The organism is Halopenitus sp. H-Gu1, assembly GCF_041821145.1.
GTDB lineage: Archaea > Halobacteriota > Halobacteria > Halobacteriales > Haloferacaceae > Halopenitus.
Genome location: NZ_JBGUBC010000001.1, coordinates 118,319 through 140,943 on the forward strand (window position 1 = coordinate 118,319; position 22,625 = coordinate 140,943).

A 22,625-nucleotide genomic window follows, 5' to 3' on the forward strand; every position below is an offset into this window, starting at 1 on the left:
CGCTGGACAATCCCGCGATCACGCTCGTGCGAGCACGTCGAGGTGGTGAGCGATCAGAACGCACTCGCCGCGGTCGACCTGCGTCCGCCTGGTCTCGAGCCACCGATCGCGTGCCGCCGGATCGAGGACATCCGCCGGGAAGTCAGCGAGCGCACCCTCGATCGTCGACAAAAGCCCACGCAGGAACGTCGCCTCGGCGGCGGGATACCGTCCGTCCTCGGAACCATCTCGCCTCTCGTTTCCGTTTCCCGCTCCGGGTTCCGTCTCCGGCCGGACGACCCAGTCGGCTCCCCCCGCGGCGAGCACCTCGTAGTCGAACGCAGGGGCGGCCGCAAGCAGATCCCGGCCGGCTCGACTGCCCCCCGGTTGCTCGCGTACCACGTCCATATGACGGTGATAGAGGCGCTCGATCCGCTCATCGAGAGGATGGGCGGGTGCGAAGGTAGTGGACCCACTGTAGGTACACGGCGCATACATGAGTCCGTCAGCGGCGAGCAGCGACCGGATCTTCGGGAGGATCCGCTCGAGGTCGACGACGTCGAGAAGGGCGGCCGCGATGACGACATCAGCCTCGTCATCGATCGCATACAGGTCTGCCACCTCGAGAGAGACCTCGAGACGCTCGCGCGATCGGCCGTCCACGTCGGAACCGATCGCGTCGGAATCGGTCGGGGAGGTCGCCACGATCCGGCCGTCCCGCCGATCGACCTCGTAGCCCGCGGCCGCGAGCCGGTGAGGGACGTGATCCCGAGCGGCGGCGACCGCATCCGGATCGACGTCGACGGCCCGGTACCGCACGGGGGCAGGGATCGCCTCCCAGGCTGCGATCCGGGAGATCATCGAACCGACCCCGGCACCGATCTCGAGGAGACGAATCGGACCGTCGGTTCGGCCGGCCCGCTCGCCAACCGCGTCGAGAAATCGATCGCGAACGCGCCGGTTCATCGCCCGATCGTCGACGGTGCGTTTCGCCGAGAGGAATTCGACCGGCGACGTCACGGGTCGAGCACCCTCATCGTCTCCCTTCCCGCAGTCACAACGGATCACTCCATGGCTCGATCTGGACATCGTTCGGGGCGAACGATCCGGATTCCACGTCTGAGGATCGACCGCGATCGGCGACCGCCAGGCGACGGCAGAACGATCGAATCGCCGCAGCCGTAGCCTCCCACCCGGGCTGTCGGTCCGCCGTCCCGAGTGCGGCGCCTGCGAGGCGGGCGAGCAGATCCCGGTCGGTCGCGAGCCGCGAGAGGTGATCAGCAAGCGCTGCCGGATCCGCCGGTTCGACCAGCACGCCATTCGTGCCATCCGTGAGGAACTCGCTCGCGCCGCCGACGGATCCGGCGATCGGGACGGCTCCGCGTTCCATCGCCTCCAGATATGCCATGCCGAACGCCTCATAGCGCGAGGGAACACAACAGACGTGGGCAGACTCGAGGACGTCTTCGAGGACACGATCCGGGACGGTGCCGAGGAACTCGACTCGATCGTCGATCCCGAGCTCTCGGGCCCGGGAGGCGACATCGGCGGCGTATTCGGCGTTCGCCGAGCGATCGCCGACGACGGTCAGTCTCCAGTCGATGTCCTCGTCCGTCCCGGCCGAGTCGACCGGATCGATCCGCGGGGCATCGAGCCGCGAGAGCGCAGCGAGAAGCGTCCGCACGTCCTTGCGGGGTACCACCGACCCGACGTAGACGACGCGGAACGGCTCCGACCGTGCGCGGTCAGCGACGGCCACAGGGGAGAGCGCTGCGGCCTCCGCCCGGCCCGCGGGATGGGCAACGAGGGACGGACGCGACCGGAGATCGGGACAGCACGCGCGAGCGCGCCGCGCAGTAAACCTGCTCGTGTATATGGCGCCGTCGAGCGAGTCGAGAAACCGACGCTCGAAAGGACGGACGAGCGATCGAAATCGCTCGGTTGGATCGTCGGATCGAAGGTGGTGAACGAGTCCGACCACGGCGTCCGGGCGCTCGAGCCGACGGTTGTGCCGCCCCAGAACTGGGTGACAGAGCCCGTCTTCAACGAGCACGTCGACGTCCCGATCGAGTCGAGAACGGACTGCCGGCGAGTACGCCATCGCGAGGGCGGTCGGGTACCGACGCCACGGGAGCTCGATGACCTCGACCGTATCCCCGCGCTTGCGGAGGCGCGAAACGAGTTCCCGGTCGTACCGAAACCCACCGGAAGGATGATCGAGACCCTCATAGACTACGAGGCCGATCGACAGCGAGTCGTCACGCTCGGTCGACGAAGAGCCGCAGTCGACCGGCGAGGCGTCACGCTCGGTTGGTGTGACGTTGGCACGTGCGTCCATGGATTGGTGATTCTCCTGCTCCGATTTCCCGCGATCCGATCACGGTTCCGGCGACCCGGGCGATCCGAGCGAGCGACGGTGAGTGACGTCGGCGACGTCGTCCTCGCGGACGCGAACCACCAGCTCGGTCGCCGTCTCGGGGGCGATCCGAGCGAGCAGTCGGTCGCCGACGATCCGCGCGAGATGCTCGACGCTCGGGTTCAGTCCCGCGAAGGCATCGAGGTCGTTGAGTGTTCGATCGGCAAGCGAGGAGACGACACGGTCCAGGGCCTCCGCAAGAGCGTCGATGTCCACGAGATATCCGTACTCACCGAGTTCGGGACCCCGGAAGGTCGCCTCGACCGTGTAGCGATGCGAGTGGATCGTTCCCTCCGGACCAGGATCGGGAACGATCAGGTAGTGTTGTGCGATGAACTCACGCGAGAGGGACACCGTATACACAGGTTCACCACGTCATCGTCGTACATAAAACCGGATCCCGATCGGTCATCGACGGACTCGATCGTCTCAGTCGGCCATCGGCGGACTCGAACGCACCGATCGGCCATCACCGGATCCGATCACCCGAGTCGGCCGGAGACGACGAGCCAATCACGAAGGAAGTGGATGAGGAATGGAACCATCACGACGGTCGTGATGACACGCGCGAGTCGGGGATCAATGACGGGGACAAGCGCGATCCAGATCGAGGCCATGGCCGCCCCTGCCAGCCCACGGCGGACCTGGCTCTCGGCGAGATCGTGGAGCGTGAGTCCACGACGGGAGCGAGCGCGCTTTCCGGCGACGAATAGATAGCGTGCGCCGCCAACCGCGAGAAACGCGGCCACGGCAGCCTCATAGCGAACCACGAGCACGGATCCGACGAGGATCCCGAGGGCGTCAGTCTCCGTATCGAGGCGGGCGCCGAGCGCGGTGACCGAATCCGTCGCCCGCGCAATGGCTCCGTCGACCGCATCGAGGCCGGCTACGACGCCGAAGAGTATCGCGGGAATCCATCGCCCGGAACCGGCCGTCGGGTCGACGAACACGGTCACGACCGCGAGCCCGGCAAGCGGCGCGAGCGCGCTCGCACGGATCGCGGTCACCAGGGTGGCGAGGGTGGCGGATTGAGGTCCGACGGCCGATCGGACGGACACGAGCAAGCGATGGCCGAGAAACACGGCACCGACGAGAGTGACCGCCATCCCGCCAAAAAACGCGGTCAGGGAGGGCCCCATCTCGCCGGCGATCCCGAGAGAAGAGATCACGATGAGCGATCCCGCCGCCGTGAGGGCGGCGTGGGTTGCGCCGATCGCATGAAAGCGACGCGACCGAACGGCCTCGCAAGTCCTCTCGTCGGCGTCCTCACCGACGGTGATATCGAACGCGCGCGGCGCCACGGGTCATGCCTCCCGCCGATAAAGAACGACGAGGACGACGATCAATGCGGCCTGGACGATTTTATCGAGGAAGTGGACTGCCGGAACGTCCGCGAGGCCGGCAGGACGATTGAACGCGTACCACAACACGATCTGCACCCCGACGTAAGGGATACCGGTGAGATACAGCAGGCGCCGTCGATAGCCGACTGCAAGCAGGTAGATCGCTCCGAGGAACCCGCCCGTGGCCAGCAGGAACGCAACTCCCATCGGGTGGGGCAGAAAACCGACGCCCAACACGAGATGGACGAGCGCACTCGAGAGCGCAAGCGCGATCCCGAACCAATGAAGCGGCGTCAACGAGTCGAGGTCGAACCGGTCTGCCGCCTGAACCATGGCAGTTCTACGGACGACGATCGTGAATAATCCTTGGGTCGTGCTCACAAGCAGTCGCCTCGAATCGTCCGGTGAATCGGTTTCACGATCCCCCACTCCTTCACAGAGAGATCTCAGGGATAGGTCAAAAGCACCTGCAGCGCCTCATCAGGATGACCGTCGAGGAGATCGTAGGCCGTCGGCGCCTCCGCAAGCGGCATGCGGTGGGTGATGACGGTCTCCGGATCGAACCGCTCGAGGCGGTCGAGTGCGACATCGATCCGACGGGATTTGTCCCACCGTCCCCGAAGTTCCGGATGGATCGTGCTCACCTGACTCGAGACCACCTCGATCCGATCGCGGTGGAACCGACCGCCGAGGTCGATGGGTGCCCGCTTGGTGCCGTACCAGGACCCAACCACGATCCGCGAATCGTATCCCACGGCGTCGATCGCGTCATCGAGCGTTCCCGGCCGTCCCGACACCTCGATCGCGAGATCCGCGTCCAGGTCCCTCGTTACGAGTGCCTCCGGGGTTCGCGTCACGTCCGCACCGAGTTTACACGCGATTTCACGGCGAGCGTCGATCGGATCGACGACGACGAGTCGCTCCAGCGGGAACCCCGCGAGCACGTGGATCACACAGAGCCCGATGACGCCGGCGCCGAAGACGACGACGCGCTCACCGACCCGCGGATGTGCGTCCAACACCAGGTTCGTGGCGGTCTCCATCGAGGGCAGTAGCGCGCCGGCCTCCGAAGAGACCTCCTCCGGCAGCGCGACGACGTCCGTCGGCGAGATCGTGAATCGACTCTGGTGGGGATGGAACGCGAAGACGGATTCGCCGAGCCACCCATCATCGAGGGCCGTCCCGACGTCCGTCACCGTCCCCGCGGCCGCATAGCCGTACCGCATCGGATACTCGAAGCCGCCCTCGAAGGCGTCAAGGGTCTCGTCGACGGGGACTGCCGGCGTCTCGTCGCGGTAGACGAGCAGCTCGGTGCCGCTACTTATCGCGGACAGATCGGTCTCGACGAGGAGTTCTTCGGCGCCCGGCGATGGAACGTCGACGGGGCGAACCTCGATCGAGCGGTCGTCCACGAAGTAAACGGCACGGCCGGTCATCGTCTGGCGTCCGACGATCGGTTCCCGACGTCGACTCCGACCGGTCGAATCCGGGGTCGGGGACCTCCGGACGCTCGTCGCGAGCGAGACGAGGGGGACGACAACCGACCCACGACCTGCGTCATGAACATGAACGGAGATGGGACCGCGACGGTATAATTGGTGTGGGCATCACCGTCGCCGGTGGCGTTCCTGCGATCGGGGTTCGATCCCCGCGGACGCCGAAGCATTGATGCTCTCTCCAGGAGTACCAACGGGTGATGATCCGAGCACGGGTGACACGAATCCACAGCCGGGTTCGTGAAGAACTCGAGTCCGCCTTCCTCGAGGACCACACGCCGCGTGAGATCGCCGTGAGCTTCAGCCTCGGCGTGTTCATCACGGCGCTCCCGACGCTCGGCGTCGGCGTGGCGGTATTTCTCGTGCTTGCGTATCTTTTCAAACAGCTGAGCAAGATCGCGCTTTTCGCATCGGTAATCGTTCTCAATCCGGCTGTGAAGTGGGGCGTCTACGGGACGAGCTACTGGCTTGGAACCCGCCTGCTCGCGCCCGTCCCCGAGGAAGCGATCGACGCTGTGACGCCCGTTACAGGCTCGGAACTTCTGATCCGGCTGTGGGTCGGAAATCTACTGTTGGCGACGATCTTCGCCATCGTCGCCTACGTCGTCGCGATCCGGCTCGTGGTCGAGTTCCGGCGGCGCGAGGCCGATCTGGAGGCGCTCCCGATCGATCTCGACGGCAAATAGCCAGATCGCGGATCGCCGCCGGGACACACAAAAGACAGGATTACCATCAAGCGACCAAACGAGATGACCCAGAACACACCCACCGAGATGAACCGACTCTCGGAACGCGTCGACGCCGTCGAACCGCAACAGATCCGTGTGATGTTCGATCTCGCCGAACAACAGGACGGCGATCTCGTCCACCTCGAACTCGGTGAGCCGGACTTCGAGACGCCTGAGCACATCGTCGAGGCCGCCTCCGAGGCCGCGCGAAACGGGCGAACGAAATACACGTCGAATGCCGGGATCCACGAGCTTCGATCCGCGATCGCGACGAAGCTCTCGTCGGAGGGCGGACGGGAGATCGACCCCGACAACGAGGTTCTCGTCACAACCGGCGGCGTCGAGGCGCTCCATCTCTCCATCCATGCGGTCGCCGACCCGGGCGATGAGGTCGTCGTCCCCACGCCGGCCTGGCCGAACGTGATCGAGCAGGCGCGACTCGCCGGTGCCGTGCCCGTCGAGGTCCCGATGCCCGCAGAGAACGACTTTGAACCCGACACCGAGGCGATACTCGAGGCGATCGGCCCGGACACCGCGGCGGTCTCGCTGACCGCTCCATCGAACCCGACGGGGCGAGTGATCCCGGAGGCGGGGATCGAGCGGATCGTCGAGGCAGCCGCCGAACACGGTGCCTACGTCCTCGCCGACGAGGTCTACCGGGAGTTGACGTACGAGGACATCCCGCCGCGGATCGAACGTATCACCGACCACGAGGAGTGGGTGTTGTCGATCAACTCCCTGTCGAAGACGTACGCGATGACCGGGTGGCGGGTCGGGTGGGTTACCGGCCCCGCGGACGTTATCGAGGTGATGACGACGATCCACGAATATACCACCTCGTGTGTGAACACGCCCGCACAGTACGCGGGGATCGCGGCGCTCACGGGCCCCCACGAACCGATCGATCGGATGAAGGAGACGTTTCAGTCACGCCGTGAATACGTTCTCGAACGACTCGCGGAGATCCCTGCCGTCTCCGCCGGCCGACCGGAGGGCGGGTTCTACGTGTTCATCGACGTGAGTGCCCTCGAGGGATCGAGCATGGCGATCGCGAAACGACTCCTTCGAGAATACGGGGTCGTGACGGCGCCGGGGACGGCCTTCGGAAAGGGTGGCGAGGGACACCTGCGGATAAGTTTCGCGAACGACATCGATCGGATCGAACTCGGACTCGATCGGTTCGAGTCGATGATCCGATCGGAACTCGAGGAACCGAGCACGCCCGAATAGGACATACAGATAACATATTTCGAGATTCATCGAGAATCGTTCGCGATCCGGATCGTGAGAACGGTGCGGTGCAGTCGGAAGGTAGTCGGCCTGTGATCCTCCCTAACCCGGTCGCAGTTATCGACTCCACGCTCCCCGTGAACGGCGGGATTCTCGCATTGAGAACGGATAGCCGGCTTCTAAACGGCGGCGAAGCGACTCGGATAACCGATGGACGTCGGAATGGTGCCTCACGACTCGGACGTGTTCAAAGGGTGGTATCGAGGGGTAATTCCCTCAGTCGAGGGTCGCTGGTCGGTCACATAATGATTATGATCAGATTATAATATATGATAATCAGTAGAAGGGTTTTTTATGCGCCCCGCGCAAACATGCAGGACGAAATCAGTCAGAGGGGTGGTATTGGCCTGGGGGGCCAGTCAGATCGAACCCCTGTGAGTGATACCAAACGATCATGAAACTCACAGACCTAAAGCAGCTGTTCACGGACGATCGTGCAGTCTCTCCGGTTATCGGAGTAATACTGATGGTGGCAATCACCGTCATCTTGGCGGCGGTGATCGGGACCTTCGTACTCGGTCTCGGCGACGACCTTCAGGATGACCAGCCGACGGCGAGCTTCGACTTTGAGTACGACAATAGCACCACTCCGGCTAACGTCACGATCACCCATACCGGTGGTGACACGATCGATGGGACGAGCGACACGGTCACTGTGACAACGACCGGGGGGAACGATATTGACAATAGTGACTGGAGTGCTGAGATCTCTGCAGGCACATCCAAAGAATTCACTCTGACATCGGGGAATTGGTCTGGTGAAACCGTTAATGTCAACTGGCAGTCCAGCACTGGAGACTCATCTGCAACGCTCGCAACGAGCACCGCACCCGAATAATCGGTTGATATAATGGATCTGAAACAACTGCTCACGAACGATGGCAAATCGGAGGAACGAGCAGTCTCGCCGGTGATCGGCGTTATACTGATGGTTGCCATTACTGTGATCCTCGCTGCCGTGATCGGCACCTTCGTGCTTGGACTCGGCGACGATCTCCAAGATGATCAGCCGACGGCGAGCTTCAACTTCGATTTCAACGCAGGAAATACCGGAACGGTAGACATCACTCACACAGGTGGCGACACGATCGACGCCGATACTAATACGGTCACCGTGACCGAATCAAGCGGTACCGGGATTACGGGCCCAGATGGTTCGAGCAATGAGTGGCCAGCTGGCGATATCTCTGCTGGATCTTCGGAAACATTCGAGTACGATGGCGGTACGTGGTCAGGTGAAACCGTGAGCGTCAACTGGGAGTCTGAATCCGGAGACTCTTCAGCCACCCTCGCGAAAGATACCGCGCCTGAATAGTCGAACACCCACCGAGTTTCCCATTTTTTACCGATTGCGAGCGACAGCTTCGTGCTACCGTCTCGATCGAGTGAGGGTCAATCAGACACTTCCGATGGGCCGGTAGCACATCGACGATTCTTACCGAGAAATCGACAGACGAAGCCCACGATCGAAGACGCGTTTTGATCCGATCTCCAGGTTCGAGACTGTCCCCTCGATCGGGTCAGCGACTCCGCCGCCCGGTTCGCGGTCTTTCAGTCCCGAGGGTGGCGGTGAAAAGCGTTCACGAGGTCGCGTAGATTTCGATCGACTCCGGCGTGATTACGGCATAATGATCCCAGACGGGGAAGGACAGCCGAAGATGACGATCGGTGTTCCAGTCGAATCCATCGATCGCGTCGACGTTGATCTGGTCATAAAGCGTGTTCTCCTTCCCGTGGATGTCGACACTTCCGATGGAGAAAGCCTCTATGAGTGCCGTACTCACCTGCTCGGCGTCGTCGAGCGAGTAGGTGACGAGTGGCGATTCTTCGTTGCTCACCTGACATGATGAGCTCATACGTAGCCTAGAGTACTCGATTTTATAAAGATATAGTATTGCAGCAGCATGTGATCATAGCTCAAGGAGAGAATGGATCGACTAGTATAATCAAAGTGTATATTTCACAGTCAGCACTCCGGATACACAACAAAGAGGGGATGGCAGGTCCCGCGATGATCTGCTATATTCGATCAATCGCGGGGTTCGATTTTGCCGGCAAAACTCTGGAAGTCGATCGTCTCCTCGGGAATGTAAAACGTATCAGTACAGAATTCGTAGACGTTGTCCGGCGTTTCGCCGTGCCACAGGAGATAGGCGAACTCATCTTCGACGATGGTGTCGTCGACTTCAATGGTTGTTTCCTCTTGGGAGAATTCGTCGAATAGATCCGCGAACAGTCCCTCGATCTCGTCGAGACCGCGGAAGACTCCCAAGTTCGTGACGACGACCGAGTCGTCAGTGTAGTCGATCATGACCTCTTCGAGTTCCTGATTGGCAAACGCGTCCAGATGATGGTCAAGCACGGTATCGGTGTTGCTCATGGGTCACTCCAAGAGAAGCCTACAACGAGTAGTCATATAGTTGTTCACACCCAGATTGTACCGTTCGACTTGCCCGGTATTCGGCGTCGCAAGGCCCACTTCTCTTTCTCACTCTCTAATAGAAGAACTACTGAACTCAAAACTAGGCGTTCTCGTCGGCGGTGATTTCCGCAGAGACGCGTCATGAAAAGGACCCCAAGCAGTCGTTCCGTCCGGGATGTCTCAGGATGGACTCGCGGGGGTCTCGTGAGCATGGTGAACGGGACCACGCGAGGGAACGAACGAAGTGAGTGGACTCGCGGGGATTTGAACCCCGGGCCTCTTCCTTGCGAAGGAAGCGATCTGCCACTGATCTACGAGCCCGCCTACGTATCGTGTGAATCGACCGGCGTATTTGTACCTTACCTTTCGTCAGGTCGTGTGTGACCGAGACTCGCGCGTGACGCCGTCGCTTGCCGGTGCGGATCAAAAAGTGGAGAAAACTGCGAAGAGTCTGGCGCGAATGCGCCCTAGCGCTTAGTCCTCGAGTACGATCTCGATGCTGACGTCGTTCGGAACCTGAATGCGCATGAGCTGGCGAAGCGCCCGCTCGTCCGCGTCGATGTCGATCAGACGCTTGTGAACGCGCATTTCCCAGTGTTCCCACGTCGCCGTTCCTTCGCCGTCGGGCGACTTTCGGGAGGGAATTTCCAGCGTCTTCGTCGGCAGCGGGATCGGACCCGACAGGGAGACTCCCGTCGAGTCAGCGATCTCGCGGACGTCGTCACAGATGTCGTCAAGGTCCTCGGGACGGGTCCCGGCGAGACGGACGCGTGCCTGTTGCATCGATTATCGCTCGTTGACGCTGAGCACCTTGCCGGCAGCGATGGTCTGACCCATGTCGCGGATCGCGAAGCTGCCGAGTTCCGGGATCTCGCCGGATGGCTCGATGCTGAGGGGCTTTTGCGGACGAACGGTAACGACTGCGGCATCGCCGGACTTGATGAAGTCCGGGTTCTCCTCGGCGATCTCACCGGTGGACGGGTCGATCTTCTGGTCGATCGACTCGATCGTACACGCGACCTGTGCCGTGTGGGCGTGGAAGACCGGCGTGTAGCCAGCGGTGATGACGCTCGGGTGCTGCATGACGACGACCTGCGCCTGGAAGGTCTCTGCGACCGTCGGCGGGTCGTCGGCCGGACCACAGACGTCGCCGCGACGGATGTCGTCCTTGCCGATGCCGCGGACGTTGAATCCGACGTTGTCGCCGGGTTCGGCCTTCGGCACTTCCTCGTGGTGCATCTCGATCGTCTTCACTTCGCCGCCGACGTCCGACGGCTGGAAGGAGACGTTGTCGCCGGTGTTCATGACACCGGTCTCGAGACGTCCGACCGGGACGGTCCCGATGCCGGAGATCGTGTAGACGTCCTGGATCGGGAGCCGAAGCGGCGCGTCCGTCGGCGGTTCGGAAGCCGGCAGGTCGTTGAGGGCCGCGAGGAGGATCTGGCCATCGTACCAGGGAGTGTTCTCGGACTCCTCGGCGATGTTGTCGCCCTCGAAGGCGGAGATGGGGACGAACGTCGTGTCGTCCGTATCGAAGCGGACCTGGTTGAGGAGCTCTTTGACCTCCTCGACGACGTCGTTGTAGGAGGATTCCTCGTAATCGACGAGGTCCATCTTGTTGATGCCGATGATGAGCTCGTTGATCCCCAGCGTGCGGGCGAGGAAGACGTGCTCTCGTGTCTGGGGCGCGACGCCGTCGTCAGCCGCGACGACGAGGACGGCGTTGTCGGCCTGAGAGGCGCCCGTGATCATGTTCTTCACGAAGTCACGGTGGCCCGGACAGTCGACGATAGTGAAGTAGTACTCGTCGGTGTCGAACTCCTGGTGGGCGATGTCGATCGTGACGCCACGCTCGCGCTCCTCGGCGAGGTTGTCCATCACGTAGGCGAACTCGAAGCCGCCTTTGCCCTTCTCTTCGGCTTCCTCGCGGTGCTGCTCGATAACGTGCTCGGGGACGCTCCCCGTTTCATAGAGGAGTCGGCCCACGAGCGTGCTCTTGCCGTGGTCGACGTGGCCGATAATGGCCAGATTCTGGTGCGGTTTGTCACTCATGGGTAATCACGCGCTAAGGCGCTCTGTGAGGATGTTTTCGGGTGATTCCACTAAAACGGTTTCGATACGGAGTACAGCCCATCCGGATGCCGTCCGGCGGTTTGTGCAGGATTGGCACGTGAGTCGAGATAACACGACCCCGACCACAAGCGGAATCTGATTCGATCGGACATGCTGGGAGCAGTCGTTCGGACGGAGGAGCGGTTGTAGGAGGGGAATCGGTTGTAGGAGGAGGACATTCATTGCACGCGACGAGCGCGAACAAAACGACGGAGGGAGGAGGGGTGGGAAACGAAACCCGAAAACGGGAGACGAGGATCGAGACCGCGAGTCCGACCGATCGTCTGCCGGCGATCGACCGCGGGCGCGATTAGTCGAGGGGACGATCAGCTGAGGAGGCGATCACCCGAGGCGGCCGACATCGCCGAGGACCGCGCTTGCGGTTTCGGGGCCGCCGGCGCCGCGCCCGGAGAGGTTCAGACGATCGGCGTGGGTCGTCTCCAGTTGGACGATGTTCTGCGTGCCGGGCACCGCAAGCGTCGCGCCCTCGGGGACGAGTCGAGGGCCGACCCGAACCCGATCGCGGTTGGCCTCGCCGATAAGCCGGATGGTACGGCCGTCGTCGGCCGAAAGCTCCAGGGCGTTGCCGGGAATGTCCCGAATGCCGGAGACCGTTGCGTCCGCGAGAGTGAACTCGCGGGCGTCCGCAGGATCGTCGGCGGACCCGAACGAGAGGACGTTCGCGAGGATGACGCATTTGAGCGCCGCGTCGGTCCCCTCGACGTCGAAGGAGGGATCGGCCTCCGCGACGCCCATGTCCTGAGCCTCCGCGAGAACGTGATCGTATCCGAGCCCTTCGGCGGCCATTCGCGTGAGGATGAAATTCGCCGTCCCGTTCAACACGCCGCGAACGGCGGTGACGTGGGCTGGACCGACGTCCTCGATCGTCGAGATCGCCGGGATCGCGCCGCCAACGGTTGCCTCGAACCGAACCGAGCCGTCCGACTCCCGCGAGAGTGCGTGGAGATCGCGGAAACGTTCCGCGACCGGACCCTTGTTGGCGAGGACGGCGTCTCGATCACGTTCGAGCGCAGTCCGAACGTGGGAAAAGCCCGGTTCGGCGTCACCGAGTGTGGTCGGCGTCGCCTCGATGAGCACGTCGTAGTCGGCCGCGAGCGCGTCCGCGGGATCGGCGGAGCCGACGACGCCCGACTCGTCCTTCTCGGCAAGCGCGTCGGCAACCGCGAGGCCGTCCTCGTCGATCGCCGCGCCTTGCGAGTCGGCCAGCGCGACGATCTCGTGACCGTATTCGTCGGCCAGTTCTGCGACCGACCGGCCGACTGCGCCGACACCGAGCACCGCAAGGCGGCTGCCGGTGGCAGGAGCGGTCGTTGCCATTACCGGTCACCTCCCGCAAGCGGCTCGATGACGTCGATCCCCTTCTCGGAGGCGATCGACCGGACCGCCTCAAGGGCGGTAACCGTCTCATTGGCACGGGCGGCAAGCCGAAGCCGGGCGCTGGAGACGCCGGCACCGGATCCCTTCGGGGCCGAAAGCGACACGTCGACGACCGACGCGGAGGCACACTCCTCGATCCGTGAGAGCGTATCCGAGAGGTCGGTGTCGATGAGGTGGCCCACGAGCAACAGCGTGATCTCCTCGGCGTAGCGCTCCGTGCCCGCCTGCATCACGTTGATACCCTCCTCGCGGAGCGCTTCGACGATCGTCTCGAACTGATCGTCAGTCGCCTCGAAATCCACCTCGACCGGGATGTGACCCCGCGGAGTCTTATTCCCGCGTTCGTGGTAGATGGACAGGAGATTGCCGCCATTGTTCGCGATCGGCTGGAGGGCTGCGAGCAGTTCGCCCGGCTCGTCGATGAGCTCCAGACGAACGGTGTGGGTCGAGGAGGCCGCCGCGTGGCCGCCGTCGGTTTCGATCGGTCTCTCCATGTCCGTCGCGAGTTCCGTCCTCGGTCCCGTCTCCACGTCGCCGTTCGTGACCGTCTCCGTGTCGGCGTCGACCTCGGGGTCCCGGCGGTCGCCTGGTGCGCTCACGCGCTCACCCCCAGGCGTTCGGTCCGAGCCGCGAGGGGGCACGACGTTGTCGGCCCGGAGCGGCTCGGCTGTGGCTCCGTGTCGACGCGTCGGTCGGGGGGCGTGCCCGTCTGCATACACCACCGTGTCCGGGCGGGAGGTATAAGCCTTCGGCGATGTGGCTCGAAGGGGTGATTCTGAGAGGGTTGTCGAGATGATCGCGACAACCGAACGGTCTATGCGTCGGACTCGGCGTCCGCGTCCGCCTCCGATCGCTCGTTCACCGTCATGGACCCGTTCGATTCTGAAGGTCCGGGAACATCGGTTGACTCCGGTGGCTCGGGCGGTTCGAGCGCGGCCACGAGCAGTTCGACGGCGCGTGTCTCGCGAAGTTCCGTCCAGGTTCGGTCGTCCCGCAACGCAAGCGCGCCGACGGCGGTGACGGCGAGACTGAGGACGGTTCGAATTCCGATGGTCGCAGTTCCGCCCGCGATGGATGCGACTGTCGTCGCCGAAATCCCCACGGCGATCGCGATCAGACCGATCACGCGCAGGGGGGCCGCACGGAATTCGTCGAGAACCACTTGCGCGGCGGAGACGAACCGCGAGTCAGCCGTGGCGCCAGCGAGTCGATCGAGGATATAATCGAGCAGTCGAATGACCGGTCCGACCGTCCACGTCTTTCGAAGGTCGATGACGATCACCTCCGGGTCGGGCTCCGCGGTGAGCCAGCGAAACAGCCAGGAGCGTCTGGTCGCCGACGCGAGAAACCGACCGCAGTCGGCGAGCGTGGAGCCGACGGCGAAAGCGACCGATCGATCGGCTACTCTGCGGCCCGCCCCCAGGAGGGTGGAGTCGGCGGCGGCTCGCGAGAGGCGATCCGATGTGCGTTCGATCGCACGACCGATCACGGACTCGCTGGGGTCGATGGATGGGCCACCGGCAGCGTCGGGGTCGGAGGTCATCGGTATAGGGAGTCTTCGTGGAGGAATCACGCCCACGAGTATAAAGAGGTGATCGATCCACGTCATCGCAGTCCACGTCGCTTGGGACGGGCACCGAGAGCCACCAGGGTCGTGGTACCGTGACCCTCGGAAGTGTTATCCCTGAAACCGGCCTATGTTTGGTTGCAATGGCAAACGGTAAGGTTGACTTCTTCAACGACACTGGCGGCTACGGTTTCATTTCGACTGACGCAGACGACGTAGACGAGGACGAAGACGTGTTCTTCCACATGGAAGACGTCGGCGGCCCCGATCTCGAGGAAGGTCAGGAAGTGGAGTTCGATATCGAATCATCCCCCAAGGGACCCCGCGCGACGAACCTCGTCCGCAACTAACGACGAATCTCGTCCGTCGTTTGTAGCGATGGACCGCGATTTCGTTTTTTCAGAACGTCTCACCGAACGACTGCCGAGAGACGGCTCCGGAGACGGCGTCGGTCGTCTCAGTAACACGGACACCCGATTCCCGTGAGTCACGACTCCGGAGTTACGACGTTCGATCCTCGATCGAATACACCGTCACGTCTCGATAGCCTCCGCGTCGTGACGGTGCAACAGCCTACGCGGTCACGCTCACGACGGTCGCCTCGATCGTAACCGTGCCGAGATCGAGAACGACCGTAGAGCCCTGCCGAAGGGGATTCCCCTTGAATCGGATCCCCGTCGTCGTCTCGCGCACACGGAGATCGGCCGTAAGGGTGACCTGACGGTCGACCGGATGGTCCGCGACGTTCACGGTCCCGTCGTCGCCGGTGGCGATGATGATCGACGGCTCGGTCTCGACGGCAGTCACCTCGGCAACCGTCTCGTCGCCGGCGTATTCGGTCATTCCGGGAGCGATCACGTCCGCCATGTCCTCGTGGACGTTCTCCATGCGAAGAGTGACCTCGCGAGTCGTGGCAGCATCGAGTTCGGGATCCCCGCCGACACGATCGATGGTTCCGTCGAAGGTGTAGGCGGGGGTGGGAAGCGTGAGGGTCTGTCCCCGCCGGAGGGGCGTGCCGGCGAACCGAAGTTCGTCAGCTTGGCGGTGGGCGTCGAGTGAGACGGCGAGGAGGACTCGACGCGTCTCGGGGTCGGCCGTTGCGTAGACGGCCGCATCCTCGACCGTAGCGACAGTACGTCCCGCCAGACGGAGTTCGTCGCCGGGAGCGACGCTCTCGGCGGCTGAGGCAGGCAGGGACCCGCGCAGCAGGACCGTCGTCTCCTCGTCATCGATCGCGTCACCCTCCCCGACCGCCCGTATCTGACCGTCCACCTGATAGCGATCAGTCACGATCTGGAGGGTACGTCCGAGCCGGGGCGGAGCGTTCTCATAGACGAGTCCGCCATCGTTATCGAGAGTTCCCTGGATCTCGACGCGCGCGAGAACGGCGACGTTGCCGCCCTGCGGCGTGAGGTGGACGTCCGTGATCGTGAGACGTGTCTCGTCCGTGGGTTCGTAGACATCCCCCTCATTGATCGCGTCCACGACGTAGGCAGGTTGGGTGCCCAGATCGAGGGTCACATGAGTCGTGTCCGTCTCGGGTTTGGGGTCCGGATCATCGGCGAGGACGAAGGCCGCACCCGCGACCACCACGGCGGCGACGAGCAGAACCACGAGGGCGTCGACGACGTTCACGACGCCGAACAGATCACCCTCGTCGTCTATGAGCGCCATTGGCGATCACCGATCGAGGAGCGTGGTGTAACAGTCATGTTGGTAGGGGATGGGCGCTGATACATGATTGTTGCCGTTTCGAGCGGTGATCGGGCATGGATGATCGACCGGCGGAGTCCACACGGAGGTGCCGATCGATCCCGCTTAAGTGCCGGGATGTGCCAATACAGATCGTGACGCGAACGGAACTGGTCGTGGCAGTGCTCGCGGGGATCGTCCAGGGAGTCGTCGAGTGGCTGCCCGTTTCGAGCCAGGGCAACCTCGCGTTGTTCCTCACGATCGCGGGGACGGACCCACAAGTCGCGATCCAACTCGCGTTATTCCTGCAGGTCGGGACGACCGTCTCGGCGGCAAGCTACTATCGCGAGGACATCGCACGGGCGACCGCTGCCCTGCCCGACTGGCGACCGGCAGCGGCATACAGCGGCGAGAACGCGATCACCTCCTATCTCGTCGTCGCCTGCGTGATGACGGGCGTGGTCGGAATCCCCCTTTACGTCTACGCCGTCGACCTGGCCGGACAGCTGGCCGGCGGCGTCTTCATCGCCCTCATCGGCGTCCTGTTGGTTCTTACAGGCATCCTTCAGATCATCTCCGAGTCCGTCGGAATGGGTGACCGCGAGCATCCGACGTTCGTCGATTCGGTACTCGTTGGCTCCCTCCAGGGAATCGCGATCCTTCCCGGGGTCTCCCGGTCGGGGGTCACCACAAGCGCGCTATTGGTCCGCAGCTACGACCCGCCTGCGGCGTTTCGCCTCTCGTTTCTGCTGTCGATCCCGGCGAGTCTGGCCGCCGCAGCGTTAACCGTCGTCGGTGCGGGCGGCCTTCCCGGGATCTCCCCGGGCGCAGCCGCACTCGCGCTTACGGTCAGTGCCGTCGTCGGTTATCTCACGATCGACGCGCTGATGCGGATCGTCGACCGTGTTCCCTTCTGGATCGTCTGTTTCGGTCTCGGAGGACTCGCCATCGTCGGCGGCGGTGGCGTCTCGATCCTGACCTGAGACGAGGGAGGGAGACGAACGGTCGTCTGAAACGTCACGTAGCCGATTGAGCAGCGAGACGAATGGATACCGGAGCGGCGCGAACGTGCGGCGAGACGTACAGCGCGAACGAGCAGCGCGAACGAAAGAACAAAAGATCGAACGGACGTGAACCGATCGGATCGGGATATGCGTCGAATCGACGCGACGATGGGCCGGCTCGAATCGTGCCGATCGGGGATCTCCGGACGATTAGATGTAGTCGATCGACTGCGGCAACTCGAGTTTCATGCCCTTGCGCTCTCGGATCTCCATGATCTTCTCGCGCTGGAGATTGTCGACGAGCACGCGGAAGCCGGCGTTCTCCGTGTTCCAAGAGGCACGCCCCTCGGTGGCCGAGCGGATGTCGGAGGAAAAGCCGATCATCTCCTCGACGGGCGCGATACCCTCGACGACCATGAGGTCACCCTCCTGATACATGTCGTCGACGCGGCCGCGTCGACCCTGGATCTCGCCGGAGGCGGCGCCCATGTGCTCGGAGGGGACGTCGATCCGGACGTCCTGGATCGGCTCAAGCAGACGGACCTCCCCGTCGATCAGGGCGCGATGGACCGCATGGCGGACGGCGGGAATGACCTGGGCGGGACCACGGTGGATCGTGTCCTCGTGGAGCTTGGCGTCGTGAAGACGGAACAGCGAGCCCTGAACGGGCTCCGCGGCGAGAGGCCCATCGTCGAGGGCCTCCTGAAGCCCCTCGAGCACGAGTTCCATCGTCTCGTTGAGGTGCTGGATACCCTTCGTCTCGTCGATGAGGATATTCGTCCGGTGGATATCCTCGACGTTCTGGGAGGTTTCTTTGTCCATGCCGGCCTCCTGAAGCGCCTCGCGGCGCTCGAGTTCCGGCATGTCCATCGAGGCCTCACCGAGCTGGATCGTGTCAACGATATCGTCCGAGAGGGGCTCGACGGTGATGTAGAACTTGTTGTGGCGGTTCGGGGACTGCCCTTCGACCTCGCGGGAGGCCTCCTGGGGCTGTTCGCGGAAGACGACGATCGGCTCGCCGGTGATGACCGGGATCCCCTGGTTGTCACGGATGCGCTGGGTGATGACCTCCAAGTGGAGTTCGCCCTGTCCGCTGATGAGGTGCTCGCCGGTGTCCTCGTTGATCTCGATCTGGATCGTCGGGTCCTCCTTTGCGACCTGCTGGAGCGTCTCGATGAGCTTCGGCAGGTCGTCCATGTTCTGTGCCTCGACGGACTTCGTGATGACCGGCTCGGAGATGTGTTCGATCGACTCGAACGGCGTCATCTCGATGGAGGAAACCGTCGAGCCGGCGATCGCATCCTGCAGGCCGGTGACGGCCGCGATGTTTCCGGCCGGGACGCGTTCGACCTCCTCGCGCTCGCCGCCCATGAACAGCCCAACGCTCTGGAGACGGTTCTTTCCGGCCGTCCCGGAGACGTACAGCTCCTGTCCCTTTTCGAGGGTACCCGAGAAGACGCGACCGGTGGCGATCTCGCCAGCGTGCGGGTCCATGGAGATGTCGGTAACCATGAATACGACCTCGCCATCCTCGTCGACCAGCCGCATCGTATCGGCCAGTTCCGATTCGGGGTCGCCACGCCAGATGCGCGGGACACGACGGGGCTGGGCCTCGATCGGGTCCGGGAAGTGCTCACAGACCATATCGAGCACGACGTCGGAAAGCGGCGTCCGCTCGTGGAGTTCACCGCGCTCGTCGGCGCGTTCGAGGTCAATGATGTCGCCAAAGTCCATCCCGGTGCGCTGCATCGACGGCATCGAGACGCCCCACTTGTAGAGCGCGGAGCCGAAGCCGACGGTGCCGCCCTCGACGGAGACCGTCCAGTCCTCGGGGATGTCATCCATGTTCTCCGCCATCCCGCGGATGAGCTCGTTGACGTCGTTGATCACGTCGATGAGCCGCTCTTGCATCTCCTGGGGCCCCTCCTGGAGCTCGGAGATGAGCCGATCCACCTTGTTGATGAACAATGCGGGCTTTACGCCCTCACGGAGGGCCTGTCGAAGGACCGTCTCCGTCTGGGGCATCGCTCCCTCGACGGCGTCGACGACCACGAGTGCGCCGTCGACGGCGCGCATCGCTCGAGTCACGTCGCCACCGAAGTCGACGTGGCCCGGCGTGTCGATCAGGTTGATGAGGTGGTTCGTGTCCTCGTACTCGTGGGTCATCGAGACGTTCGCCGCGTCGATCGTGATCCCGCGTTCCTGTTCGTCCTCTTTCGTGTCCATCGCGAGCTGTTCGCCCGCAGTAGCCTCGGATATCATCCCTGCACCCGCAAGCAGGTTGTCCGAGAGCGTCGTCTTACCGTGGTCAACGTGAGCGGCGATGGCAATGTTCCGGATATGATCCGGATTGTCCATCAGCCGTTCACATTCCTGGACGATTTTCTTTCGTCGGCCCATTATGGTGCGTTGTACCGCCAGCGGGGTCAAAAGGGTAGTGTTTCGCACCCGCGAAACCGGCCGCGATCGGGGGTGACGTCCGTGATTCGTGTGGGCCGCTGTCACGATCGGGCGCTCGTCGCGGAACCAGTCGCCGCACAGCGACGGGACGTTCCATCGGTTTCGGTCGGCGAGCGTCGGTCCTTCGCGTTCGACGGGGAAGCGCTCAGCCCCCTCGGGTTCGAGGAGGAGTGAGTCGGGACGATCAGGTCGCGCCGAGATACAGCTTTGCGACCTCCTCGTTATCGAGGAGATCCTCGCCCGTTCCCTCGAAGCGATCTTGCCCCTGATCGAGGACGTATCCGCGATCCGAGCGCTCAAGCGCCTTGGTGGCGTTCTGTTCGACCATCAGGACGGCAGTCCCTCGATCACGGACCGTCTCGATGTTGTCGAAGGCTGTATCAACCAGTTCGGGGGCGAGACCGGCACTGGGTTCGTCGATCAACAGGAGCTCAGGATCGAGCATCAGCGCACGACCCATCGCGAGCATCTGCCGTTGTCCGCCGCTGAGGGCCGCGGCTTTCTCACCGTCGTTTCGCTCGAGAGCGGGAAAGACCCGGTAGATCTCCTCGATCCGTTCTGTGACGCCGCTCTCGCGAATGAATCCACCCATCTCGAGGTTTTCCCTGACGGTCATCGTTCCGAAGATGTTCTCACGCTGGGGGACCCAGCTGATCCCCTGTCGGACGATGTCCTCGGGTTCCTCGCCAGCGATGTCGTCGCCGTTGAACAGAACGGTCCCACTCCAGGGTTTGACGAATCCGAAGATGGACTTGATAACCGTCGATTTTCCGGCCCCGTTCGGTCCGATGAGGGTCACGATCTCGTTGCCGTGAACGACGGCGTTGAAGTCATCGACGACCTGTACGTCCCCGTATCCGGTCGTGAGATGAGACACCTCAAGAACCGGAGTGTCGTCGGTTCCGGGGTCGTGGGACATTAGGCGCCACCCCCGAGATACGCCTCGAGGACGCGATCGTCGTTCTGGATGGTCGATGGCGGTCCGGCTGCGAGGTCGGTTCCCTCGTTCATCACCACGATCCGATCACAGAGGTCCATCACGAGGCTCATGTCGTGTTCGACGATTACGAACGTGACGTTTCGCTCCCGGTTGAGCTCCTTGATACGCTGAACGATGTCGTTTTCCAGCGTGGGATTGACGCCCGCCATGGGCTCATCCAGCAACATCAGATCCGGGTCAAGCATCAACATTCGTGCCATCTCGAGCAGCTTTCGTTGTCCCCCCGAGAGGTTTCCGGCGAACTCCTCGCGAACGTGATCGAGTTGGAACAGCTCCAGGAGCTCGTCTGCTCGCTCGGCGATCACCTCGTTTTCCGTATCGATCGTGTTGCGATCGAAGACTGCACGGAACATGGACTCGCCGGTCTGGTTTTTCGGCGTCAACATCATGTTCTCCATGACCGTCATTTCCGTCAGGTCACGGGTGATCTGGAACGTTCGAACCAGCCCTTTGTGAGCGATCTCGTTTGGCGGGAGTCCGGTAATGTCCTCGCCGTCGAAATGGACCGAACCGGAATCGGCCTCATAGAAGCCGCTTATCACGTTGAACATCGTCGATTTGCCGGCGCCGTTCGGCCCGATGAGTCCGGTGATCGAGCCGTTCCCGATATCGAATGAACAGTCGTCGACGGCAAGGAACTCGCCGAAACTCTTCGTGATGCCGTCGACGGCGAGTATCGGATCGGCCACCTCGTCGGGCGTCGTCGTCTCAGTCTGCATCGGCTGCACCTCCCGAGCCCTGATCGCCGGACTCAAAGAGCGCCTTCCGCTCGCCGAGAACCCCCTCGGGTCGATACTGCATCAACGCGATCAACAGGAGTCCGACGAGTGCATACCGCATTGCATCGAGTTGGGTCGAGCCGATGAAGGTGAAATATCCTTTGAGCATGTTTGTTCCCTCGAGGAACAACATCAGGATTCCGGCACCGAGGATCGCTCCCTTGTTGTTCCCCGATCCGCCAAGCAGGAGCGCGATCCACACGTAAAAGGTGATCAGCGGCCAGAAGAAGTCGGGATTGATGTACCCGACGTAATGAGCCTGGATGCTTCCGGCGGCGCCCATGATCATACAGCCGAAGACGAACGAGCGCATCTTGTACGCATAGACGTTCTTTCCGGCTGCCAACGCGACGTCCTCGTCCTCGCGGATGCTCTTTAACACCCGACCGAACGGGGAGTGATTGAGGCGCTCTAACACCACGTAGAAGACACCGAGCATGATCGCCAGGACGATCACCCACATCCAGTTGAAGTTCACCCCCGGCAGGACGTCCTTCCAGACGCCCGAGAGAGGAGCGGACACCTGAACGCCACGCGGCCCACCGGCATACCACTCCTCGTTGAGATAAACGAGCCGGATTATCTCCTGGAATCCGATCGTGGCGATGGCGAGATAGTCCTCACGCAACTGGAGAACCGGAATCGCGATCAGGAACGCGACGAATCCAGCCGCAAGCATTCCGCCAAGCAGGCCGACCGGAAACGGGAATCCGAAACCGCCAAAGTGAGCGCTCGTCGGGGAAATGGTCAGTGTTGCACTCGTGTATCCGCCGACGGCGACGAATCCGATCACGCCGATGTTGAACAGTCCGGTCTGACCCCACTGGATGTTCAACCCGAGTGCCATCAGCCCATAGATCCCGACCCAGATCAGGACGGTCAACAGATAGCCCTCGATGCTTCCGAGTTGGAGCAGCGTTCCGATCATGAGCAATCACC

At 62.8% G+C, this 22,625-nt stretch carries 25 protein-coding genes and 1 tRNA gene; 7 read left to right on the forward strand and 19 right to left on the reverse strand.

The window, feature by feature from the left end:
- Positions 1 to 18 precede the first annotated feature (18 nt).
- The 6 genes from ACERIT_RS00580 to ACERIT_RS00605 form a co-directional block, all read right to left on the reverse strand.
- Positions 19 to 999, reverse strand: a complete 981-nt coding sequence (locus ACERIT_RS00580; protein WP_373672851.1) for a class I SAM-dependent methyltransferase — start codon at positions 997 to 999, stop codon at positions 19 to 21.
- Positions 1,000 to 1,033: 34 nt separating this feature from the next.
- Complete coding sequence (locus ACERIT_RS00585) at positions 1,034 to 2,317, reverse strand: glycosyltransferase family 4 protein (RefSeq protein WP_373672852.1); 1,284 nt, start codon at positions 2,315 to 2,317, stop codon at positions 1,034 to 1,036.
- Positions 2,318 to 2,356: 39 nt separating this feature from the next.
- Positions 2,357 to 2,758, reverse strand: a complete 402-nt coding sequence (locus ACERIT_RS00590) for a 6-pyruvoyl tetrahydropterin synthase family protein (protein WP_373672853.1) — start codon at positions 2,756 to 2,758, stop codon at positions 2,357 to 2,359.
- Positions 2,759 to 2,877: 119 nt separating this feature from the next.
- Positions 2,878 to 3,696, reverse strand: a complete 819-nt coding sequence (locus tag ACERIT_RS00595) for a CDP-alcohol phosphatidyltransferase family protein (RefSeq protein WP_373672854.1) — start codon at positions 3,694 to 3,696, stop codon at positions 2,878 to 2,880.
- A 3-nt stretch (positions 3,697 to 3,699) separates the two neighbouring features.
- On the reverse strand, positions 3,700 to 4,071 hold the full coding sequence (locus tag ACERIT_RS00600; protein ID WP_373672855.1) for a hypothetical protein: 372 nt from the start codon (positions 4,069 to 4,071) through the stop codon (positions 3,700 to 3,702).
- A 113-nt stretch (positions 4,072 to 4,184) separates the two neighbouring features.
- Positions 4,185 to 5,174, reverse strand: a complete 990-nt coding sequence (locus tag ACERIT_RS00605; RefSeq protein WP_373672856.1) for a zinc-binding alcohol dehydrogenase — start codon at positions 5,172 to 5,174, stop codon at positions 4,185 to 4,187.
- A 260-nt stretch (positions 5,175 to 5,434) separates the two neighbouring features.
- Between ACERIT_RS00605 and ACERIT_RS00610 the strand changes: the two genes are divergently transcribed.
- From ACERIT_RS00610 to ACERIT_RS00625, 4 genes are all read left to right on the forward strand, one after another.
- Entirely contained in the window at positions 5,435 to 5,920 is a 486-nt protein-coding gene (locus ACERIT_RS00610; RefSeq protein WP_373672857.1) for a DUF2062 domain-containing protein, read from the forward strand.
- Positions 5,921 to 5,983: 63 nt separating this feature from the next.
- Positions 5,984 to 7,192, forward strand: a complete 1,209-nt coding sequence (locus ACERIT_RS00615; RefSeq protein ID WP_373672858.1) for a pyridoxal phosphate-dependent aminotransferase — start codon at positions 5,984 to 5,986, stop codon at positions 7,190 to 7,192.
- 454 nt (positions 7,193 to 7,646) lie between these two features.
- Positions 7,647 to 8,090, forward strand: coding sequence for a type IV pilin (locus ACERIT_RS00620; RefSeq protein WP_373672859.1), 444 nt, complete (start codon positions 7,647 to 7,649; stop codon positions 8,088 to 8,090).
- A 12-nt stretch (positions 8,091 to 8,102) separates the two neighbouring features.
- On the forward strand, positions 8,103 to 8,567 hold the full coding sequence (locus ACERIT_RS00625) for a type IV pilin (RefSeq protein WP_373672860.1): 465 nt from the start codon (positions 8,103 to 8,105) through the stop codon (positions 8,565 to 8,567).
- Between the two features lie 265 nt (positions 8,568 to 8,832).
- Here ACERIT_RS00625 and ACERIT_RS00630 read toward each other — a convergent pair whose 3' ends face one another.
- From ACERIT_RS00630 to ACERIT_RS00665, 8 genes are all read right to left on the reverse strand, one after another.
- A complete protein-coding gene (locus tag ACERIT_RS00630; RefSeq protein ID WP_373672861.1) occupies positions 8,833 to 9,108 on the reverse strand; it encodes a hypothetical protein in 276 nt (91 codons plus the stop codon).
- 173 nt (positions 9,109 to 9,281) lie between these two features.
- Entirely contained in the window at positions 9,282 to 9,632 is a 351-nt protein-coding gene (locus tag ACERIT_RS00635) for a nuclear transport factor 2 family protein (RefSeq protein WP_373672862.1), read from the reverse strand.
- Between the two features lie 291 nt (positions 9,633 to 9,923).
- Positions 9,924 to 9,995: transfer RNA gene (locus ACERIT_RS00640), tRNA-Ala, on the reverse strand.
- A 153-nt stretch (positions 9,996 to 10,148) separates the two neighbouring features.
- Positions 10,149 to 10,457, reverse strand: a complete 309-nt coding sequence (gene rpsJ, locus ACERIT_RS00645) for a 30S ribosomal protein S10 (protein WP_021073576.1) — start codon at positions 10,455 to 10,457, stop codon at positions 10,149 to 10,151.
- 3 nt (positions 10,458 to 10,460) lie between these two features.
- On the reverse strand, positions 10,461 to 11,726 hold the full coding sequence (tuf, locus tag ACERIT_RS00650) for a translation elongation factor EF-1 subunit alpha (protein WP_373672863.1): 1,266 nt from the start codon (positions 11,724 to 11,726) through the stop codon (positions 10,461 to 10,463).
- Between the two features lie 402 nt (positions 11,727 to 12,128).
- A complete protein-coding gene (locus tag ACERIT_RS00655; RefSeq protein WP_373672864.1) occupies positions 12,129 to 13,124 on the reverse strand; it encodes a homoserine dehydrogenase in 996 nt (331 codons plus the stop codon).
- Positions 13,124 to 13,678: an amino acid-binding protein gene (locus ACERIT_RS00660; protein ID WP_373673062.1), complete on the reverse strand. Its 555-nt coding sequence runs from the start codon at positions 13,676 to 13,678 to the stop codon at positions 13,124 to 13,126. Before ACERIT_RS00660 ends, ACERIT_RS00655 begins: the two co-directional genes overlap by 1 nt.
- A 320-nt stretch (positions 13,679 to 13,998) precedes the next feature.
- Positions 13,999 to 14,727: a hypothetical protein gene (locus tag ACERIT_RS00665; RefSeq protein WP_373672865.1), complete on the reverse strand. Its 729-nt coding sequence runs from the start codon at positions 14,725 to 14,727 to the stop codon at positions 13,999 to 14,001.
- 167 nt (positions 14,728 to 14,894) lie between these two features.
- Here ACERIT_RS00665 and ACERIT_RS00670 point away from each other — a divergent pair, with 167 nt between their 5' ends.
- Positions 14,895 to 15,101, forward strand: coding sequence for a cold-shock protein (locus ACERIT_RS00670; protein WP_373672819.1), 207 nt, complete (start codon positions 14,895 to 14,897; stop codon positions 15,099 to 15,101).
- A 223-nt stretch (positions 15,102 to 15,324) separates the two neighbouring features.
- On the opposite strand, the gene ACERIT_RS00675 is transcribed toward ACERIT_RS00670, so the two are convergent.
- On the reverse strand, positions 15,325 to 16,425 hold the full coding sequence (locus ACERIT_RS00675) for a DUF4330 domain-containing protein (protein ID WP_373672866.1): 1,101 nt from the start codon (positions 16,423 to 16,425) through the stop codon (positions 15,325 to 15,327).
- Positions 16,426 to 16,598: 173 nt separating this feature from the next.
- On the opposite strand from ACERIT_RS00675, the gene ACERIT_RS00680 reads away from it, so the two are divergent.
- A complete protein-coding gene (locus tag ACERIT_RS00680; protein WP_373672867.1) occupies positions 16,599 to 17,426 on the forward strand; it encodes an undecaprenyl-diphosphate phosphatase in 828 nt (275 codons plus the stop codon).
- A 231-nt stretch (positions 17,427 to 17,657) separates the two neighbouring features.
- Here ACERIT_RS00680 and ACERIT_RS00685 read toward each other — a convergent pair whose 3' ends face one another.
- Positions 17,658 to 19,847 carry an elongation factor EF-2 gene (locus tag ACERIT_RS00685; protein WP_373672868.1) on the reverse strand — a complete coding sequence of 730 codons (2,190 nt, stop codon included), beginning with the start codon at positions 19,845 to 19,847 and terminating at the stop codon, positions 17,658 to 17,660.
- Positions 19,848 to 19,937: 90 nt separating this feature from the next.
- Between ACERIT_RS00685 and ACERIT_RS00690 the strand changes: the two genes are divergently transcribed.
- Complete coding sequence (locus tag ACERIT_RS00690; protein WP_373672869.1) at positions 19,938 to 20,081, forward strand: hypothetical protein; 144 nt, start codon at positions 19,938 to 19,940, stop codon at positions 20,079 to 20,081.
- A gap of 10 nt (positions 20,082 to 20,091) precedes the next feature.
- On the opposite strand, the gene ACERIT_RS00695 is transcribed toward ACERIT_RS00690, so the two are convergent.
- The 3 genes from ACERIT_RS00695 to ACERIT_RS00705 are packed head-to-tail and all read right to left on the reverse strand — an operon-like array spanning position 20,092 to position 22,614.
- A complete protein-coding gene (locus ACERIT_RS00695) occupies positions 20,092 to 20,826 on the reverse strand; it encodes an ABC transporter ATP-binding protein (RefSeq protein ID WP_373672870.1) in 735 nt (244 codons plus the stop codon).
- Complete coding sequence (locus ACERIT_RS00700; RefSeq protein WP_373672871.1) at positions 20,826 to 21,626, reverse strand: ABC transporter ATP-binding protein; 801 nt, start codon at positions 21,624 to 21,626, stop codon at positions 20,826 to 20,828. Before ACERIT_RS00700 ends, ACERIT_RS00695 begins: the two co-directional genes overlap by 1 nt.
- On the reverse strand, positions 21,616 to 22,614 hold the full coding sequence (locus ACERIT_RS00705) for a branched-chain amino acid ABC transporter permease (RefSeq protein WP_373672873.1): 999 nt from the start codon (positions 22,612 to 22,614) through the stop codon (positions 21,616 to 21,618). The genes ACERIT_RS00700 and ACERIT_RS00705 overlap by 11 nt, the downstream gene beginning before the upstream one ends.
- Positions 22,615 to 22,625: the final 11 nt, after the last annotated feature.

What these genes read in the sequence shown, in the direction of transcription:
- ACERIT_RS00585 (WP_373672852.1), bottom strand. Translation starts at nt 2,317, where the DNA reads ATGGACGCACGTGCCAACGTCACACCAACCGAGCGTGACGCCTCGCCG.
- ACERIT_RS00600 (WP_373672855.1), bottom strand. Translation starts at nt 4,071, where the DNA reads ATGGTTCAGGCGGCAGACCGGTTCGACCTCGACTCGTTGACGCCGCTT.
- ACERIT_RS00605 (WP_373672856.1), bottom strand. Translation starts at nt 5,174, where the DNA reads ATGACCGGCCGTGCCGTTTACTTCGTGGACGACCGCTCGATCGAGGTT.
- ACERIT_RS00610 (WP_373672857.1), top strand. Translation starts at nt 5,435, where the DNA reads ATGATCCGAGCACGGGTGACACGAATCCACAGCCGGGTTCGTGAAGAA.
- ACERIT_RS00615 (WP_373672858.1), top strand. Translation starts at nt 5,984, where the DNA reads ATGACCCAGAACACACCCACCGAGATGAACCGACTCTCGGAACGCGTC.
- ACERIT_RS00620 (WP_373672859.1), top strand. Translation starts at nt 7,647, where the DNA reads ATGAAACTCACAGACCTAAAGCAGCTGTTCACGGACGATCGTGCAGTC.
- ACERIT_RS00625 (WP_373672860.1), top strand. Translation starts at nt 8,103, where the DNA reads ATGGATCTGAAACAACTGCTCACGAACGATGGCAAATCGGAGGAACGA.
- ACERIT_RS00630 (WP_373672861.1), bottom strand. Translation starts at nt 9,108, where the DNA reads ATGAGCTCATCATGTCAGGTGAGCAACGAAGAATCGCCACTCGTCACC.
- ACERIT_RS00635 (WP_373672862.1), bottom strand. Translation starts at nt 9,632, where the DNA reads ATGAGCAACACCGATACCGTGCTTGACCATCATCTGGACGCGTTTGCC.
- rpsJ (WP_021073576.1), bottom strand. Translation starts at nt 10,457, where the DNA reads ATGCAACAGGCACGCGTCCGTCTCGCCGGGACCCGTCCCGAGGACCTT.
- tuf (WP_373672863.1), bottom strand. Translation starts at nt 11,726, where the DNA reads ATGAGTGACAAACCGCACCAGAATCTGGCCATTATCGGCCACGTCGAC.
- ACERIT_RS00655 (WP_373672864.1), bottom strand. Translation starts at nt 13,124, where the DNA reads ATGGCAACGACCGCTCCTGCCACCGGCAGCCGCCTTGCGGTGCTCGGT.
- ACERIT_RS00660 (WP_373673062.1), bottom strand. Translation starts at nt 13,678, where the DNA reads ATGGAGAGACCGATCGAAACCGACGGCGGCCACGCGGCGGCCTCCTCG.
- ACERIT_RS00665 (WP_373672865.1), bottom strand. Translation starts at nt 14,727, where the DNA reads ATGACCTCCGACCCCGACGCTGCCGGTGGCCCATCCATCGACCCCAGC.
- ACERIT_RS00670 (WP_373672819.1), top strand. Translation starts at nt 14,895, where the DNA reads ATGGCAAACGGTAAGGTTGACTTCTTCAACGACACTGGCGGCTACGGT.
- ACERIT_RS00675 (WP_373672866.1), bottom strand. Translation starts at nt 16,425, where the DNA reads ATGGCGCTCATAGACGACGAGGGTGATCTGTTCGGCGTCGTGAACGTC.
- ACERIT_RS00685 (WP_373672868.1), bottom strand. Translation starts at nt 19,847, where the DNA reads ATGGGCCGACGAAAGAAAATCGTCCAGGAATGTGAACGGCTGATGGAC.
- ACERIT_RS00695 (WP_373672870.1), bottom strand. Translation starts at nt 20,826, where the DNA reads ATGTCCCACGACCCCGGAACCGACGACACTCCGGTTCTTGAGGTGTCT.
- ACERIT_RS00700 (WP_373672871.1), bottom strand. Translation starts at nt 21,626, where the DNA reads ATGCAGACTGAGACGACGACGCCCGACGAGGTGGCCGATCCGATACTC.
- ACERIT_RS00705 (WP_373672873.1), bottom strand. Translation starts at nt 22,614, where the DNA reads ATGATCGGAACGCTGCTCCAACTCGGAAGCATCGAGGGCTATCTGTTG.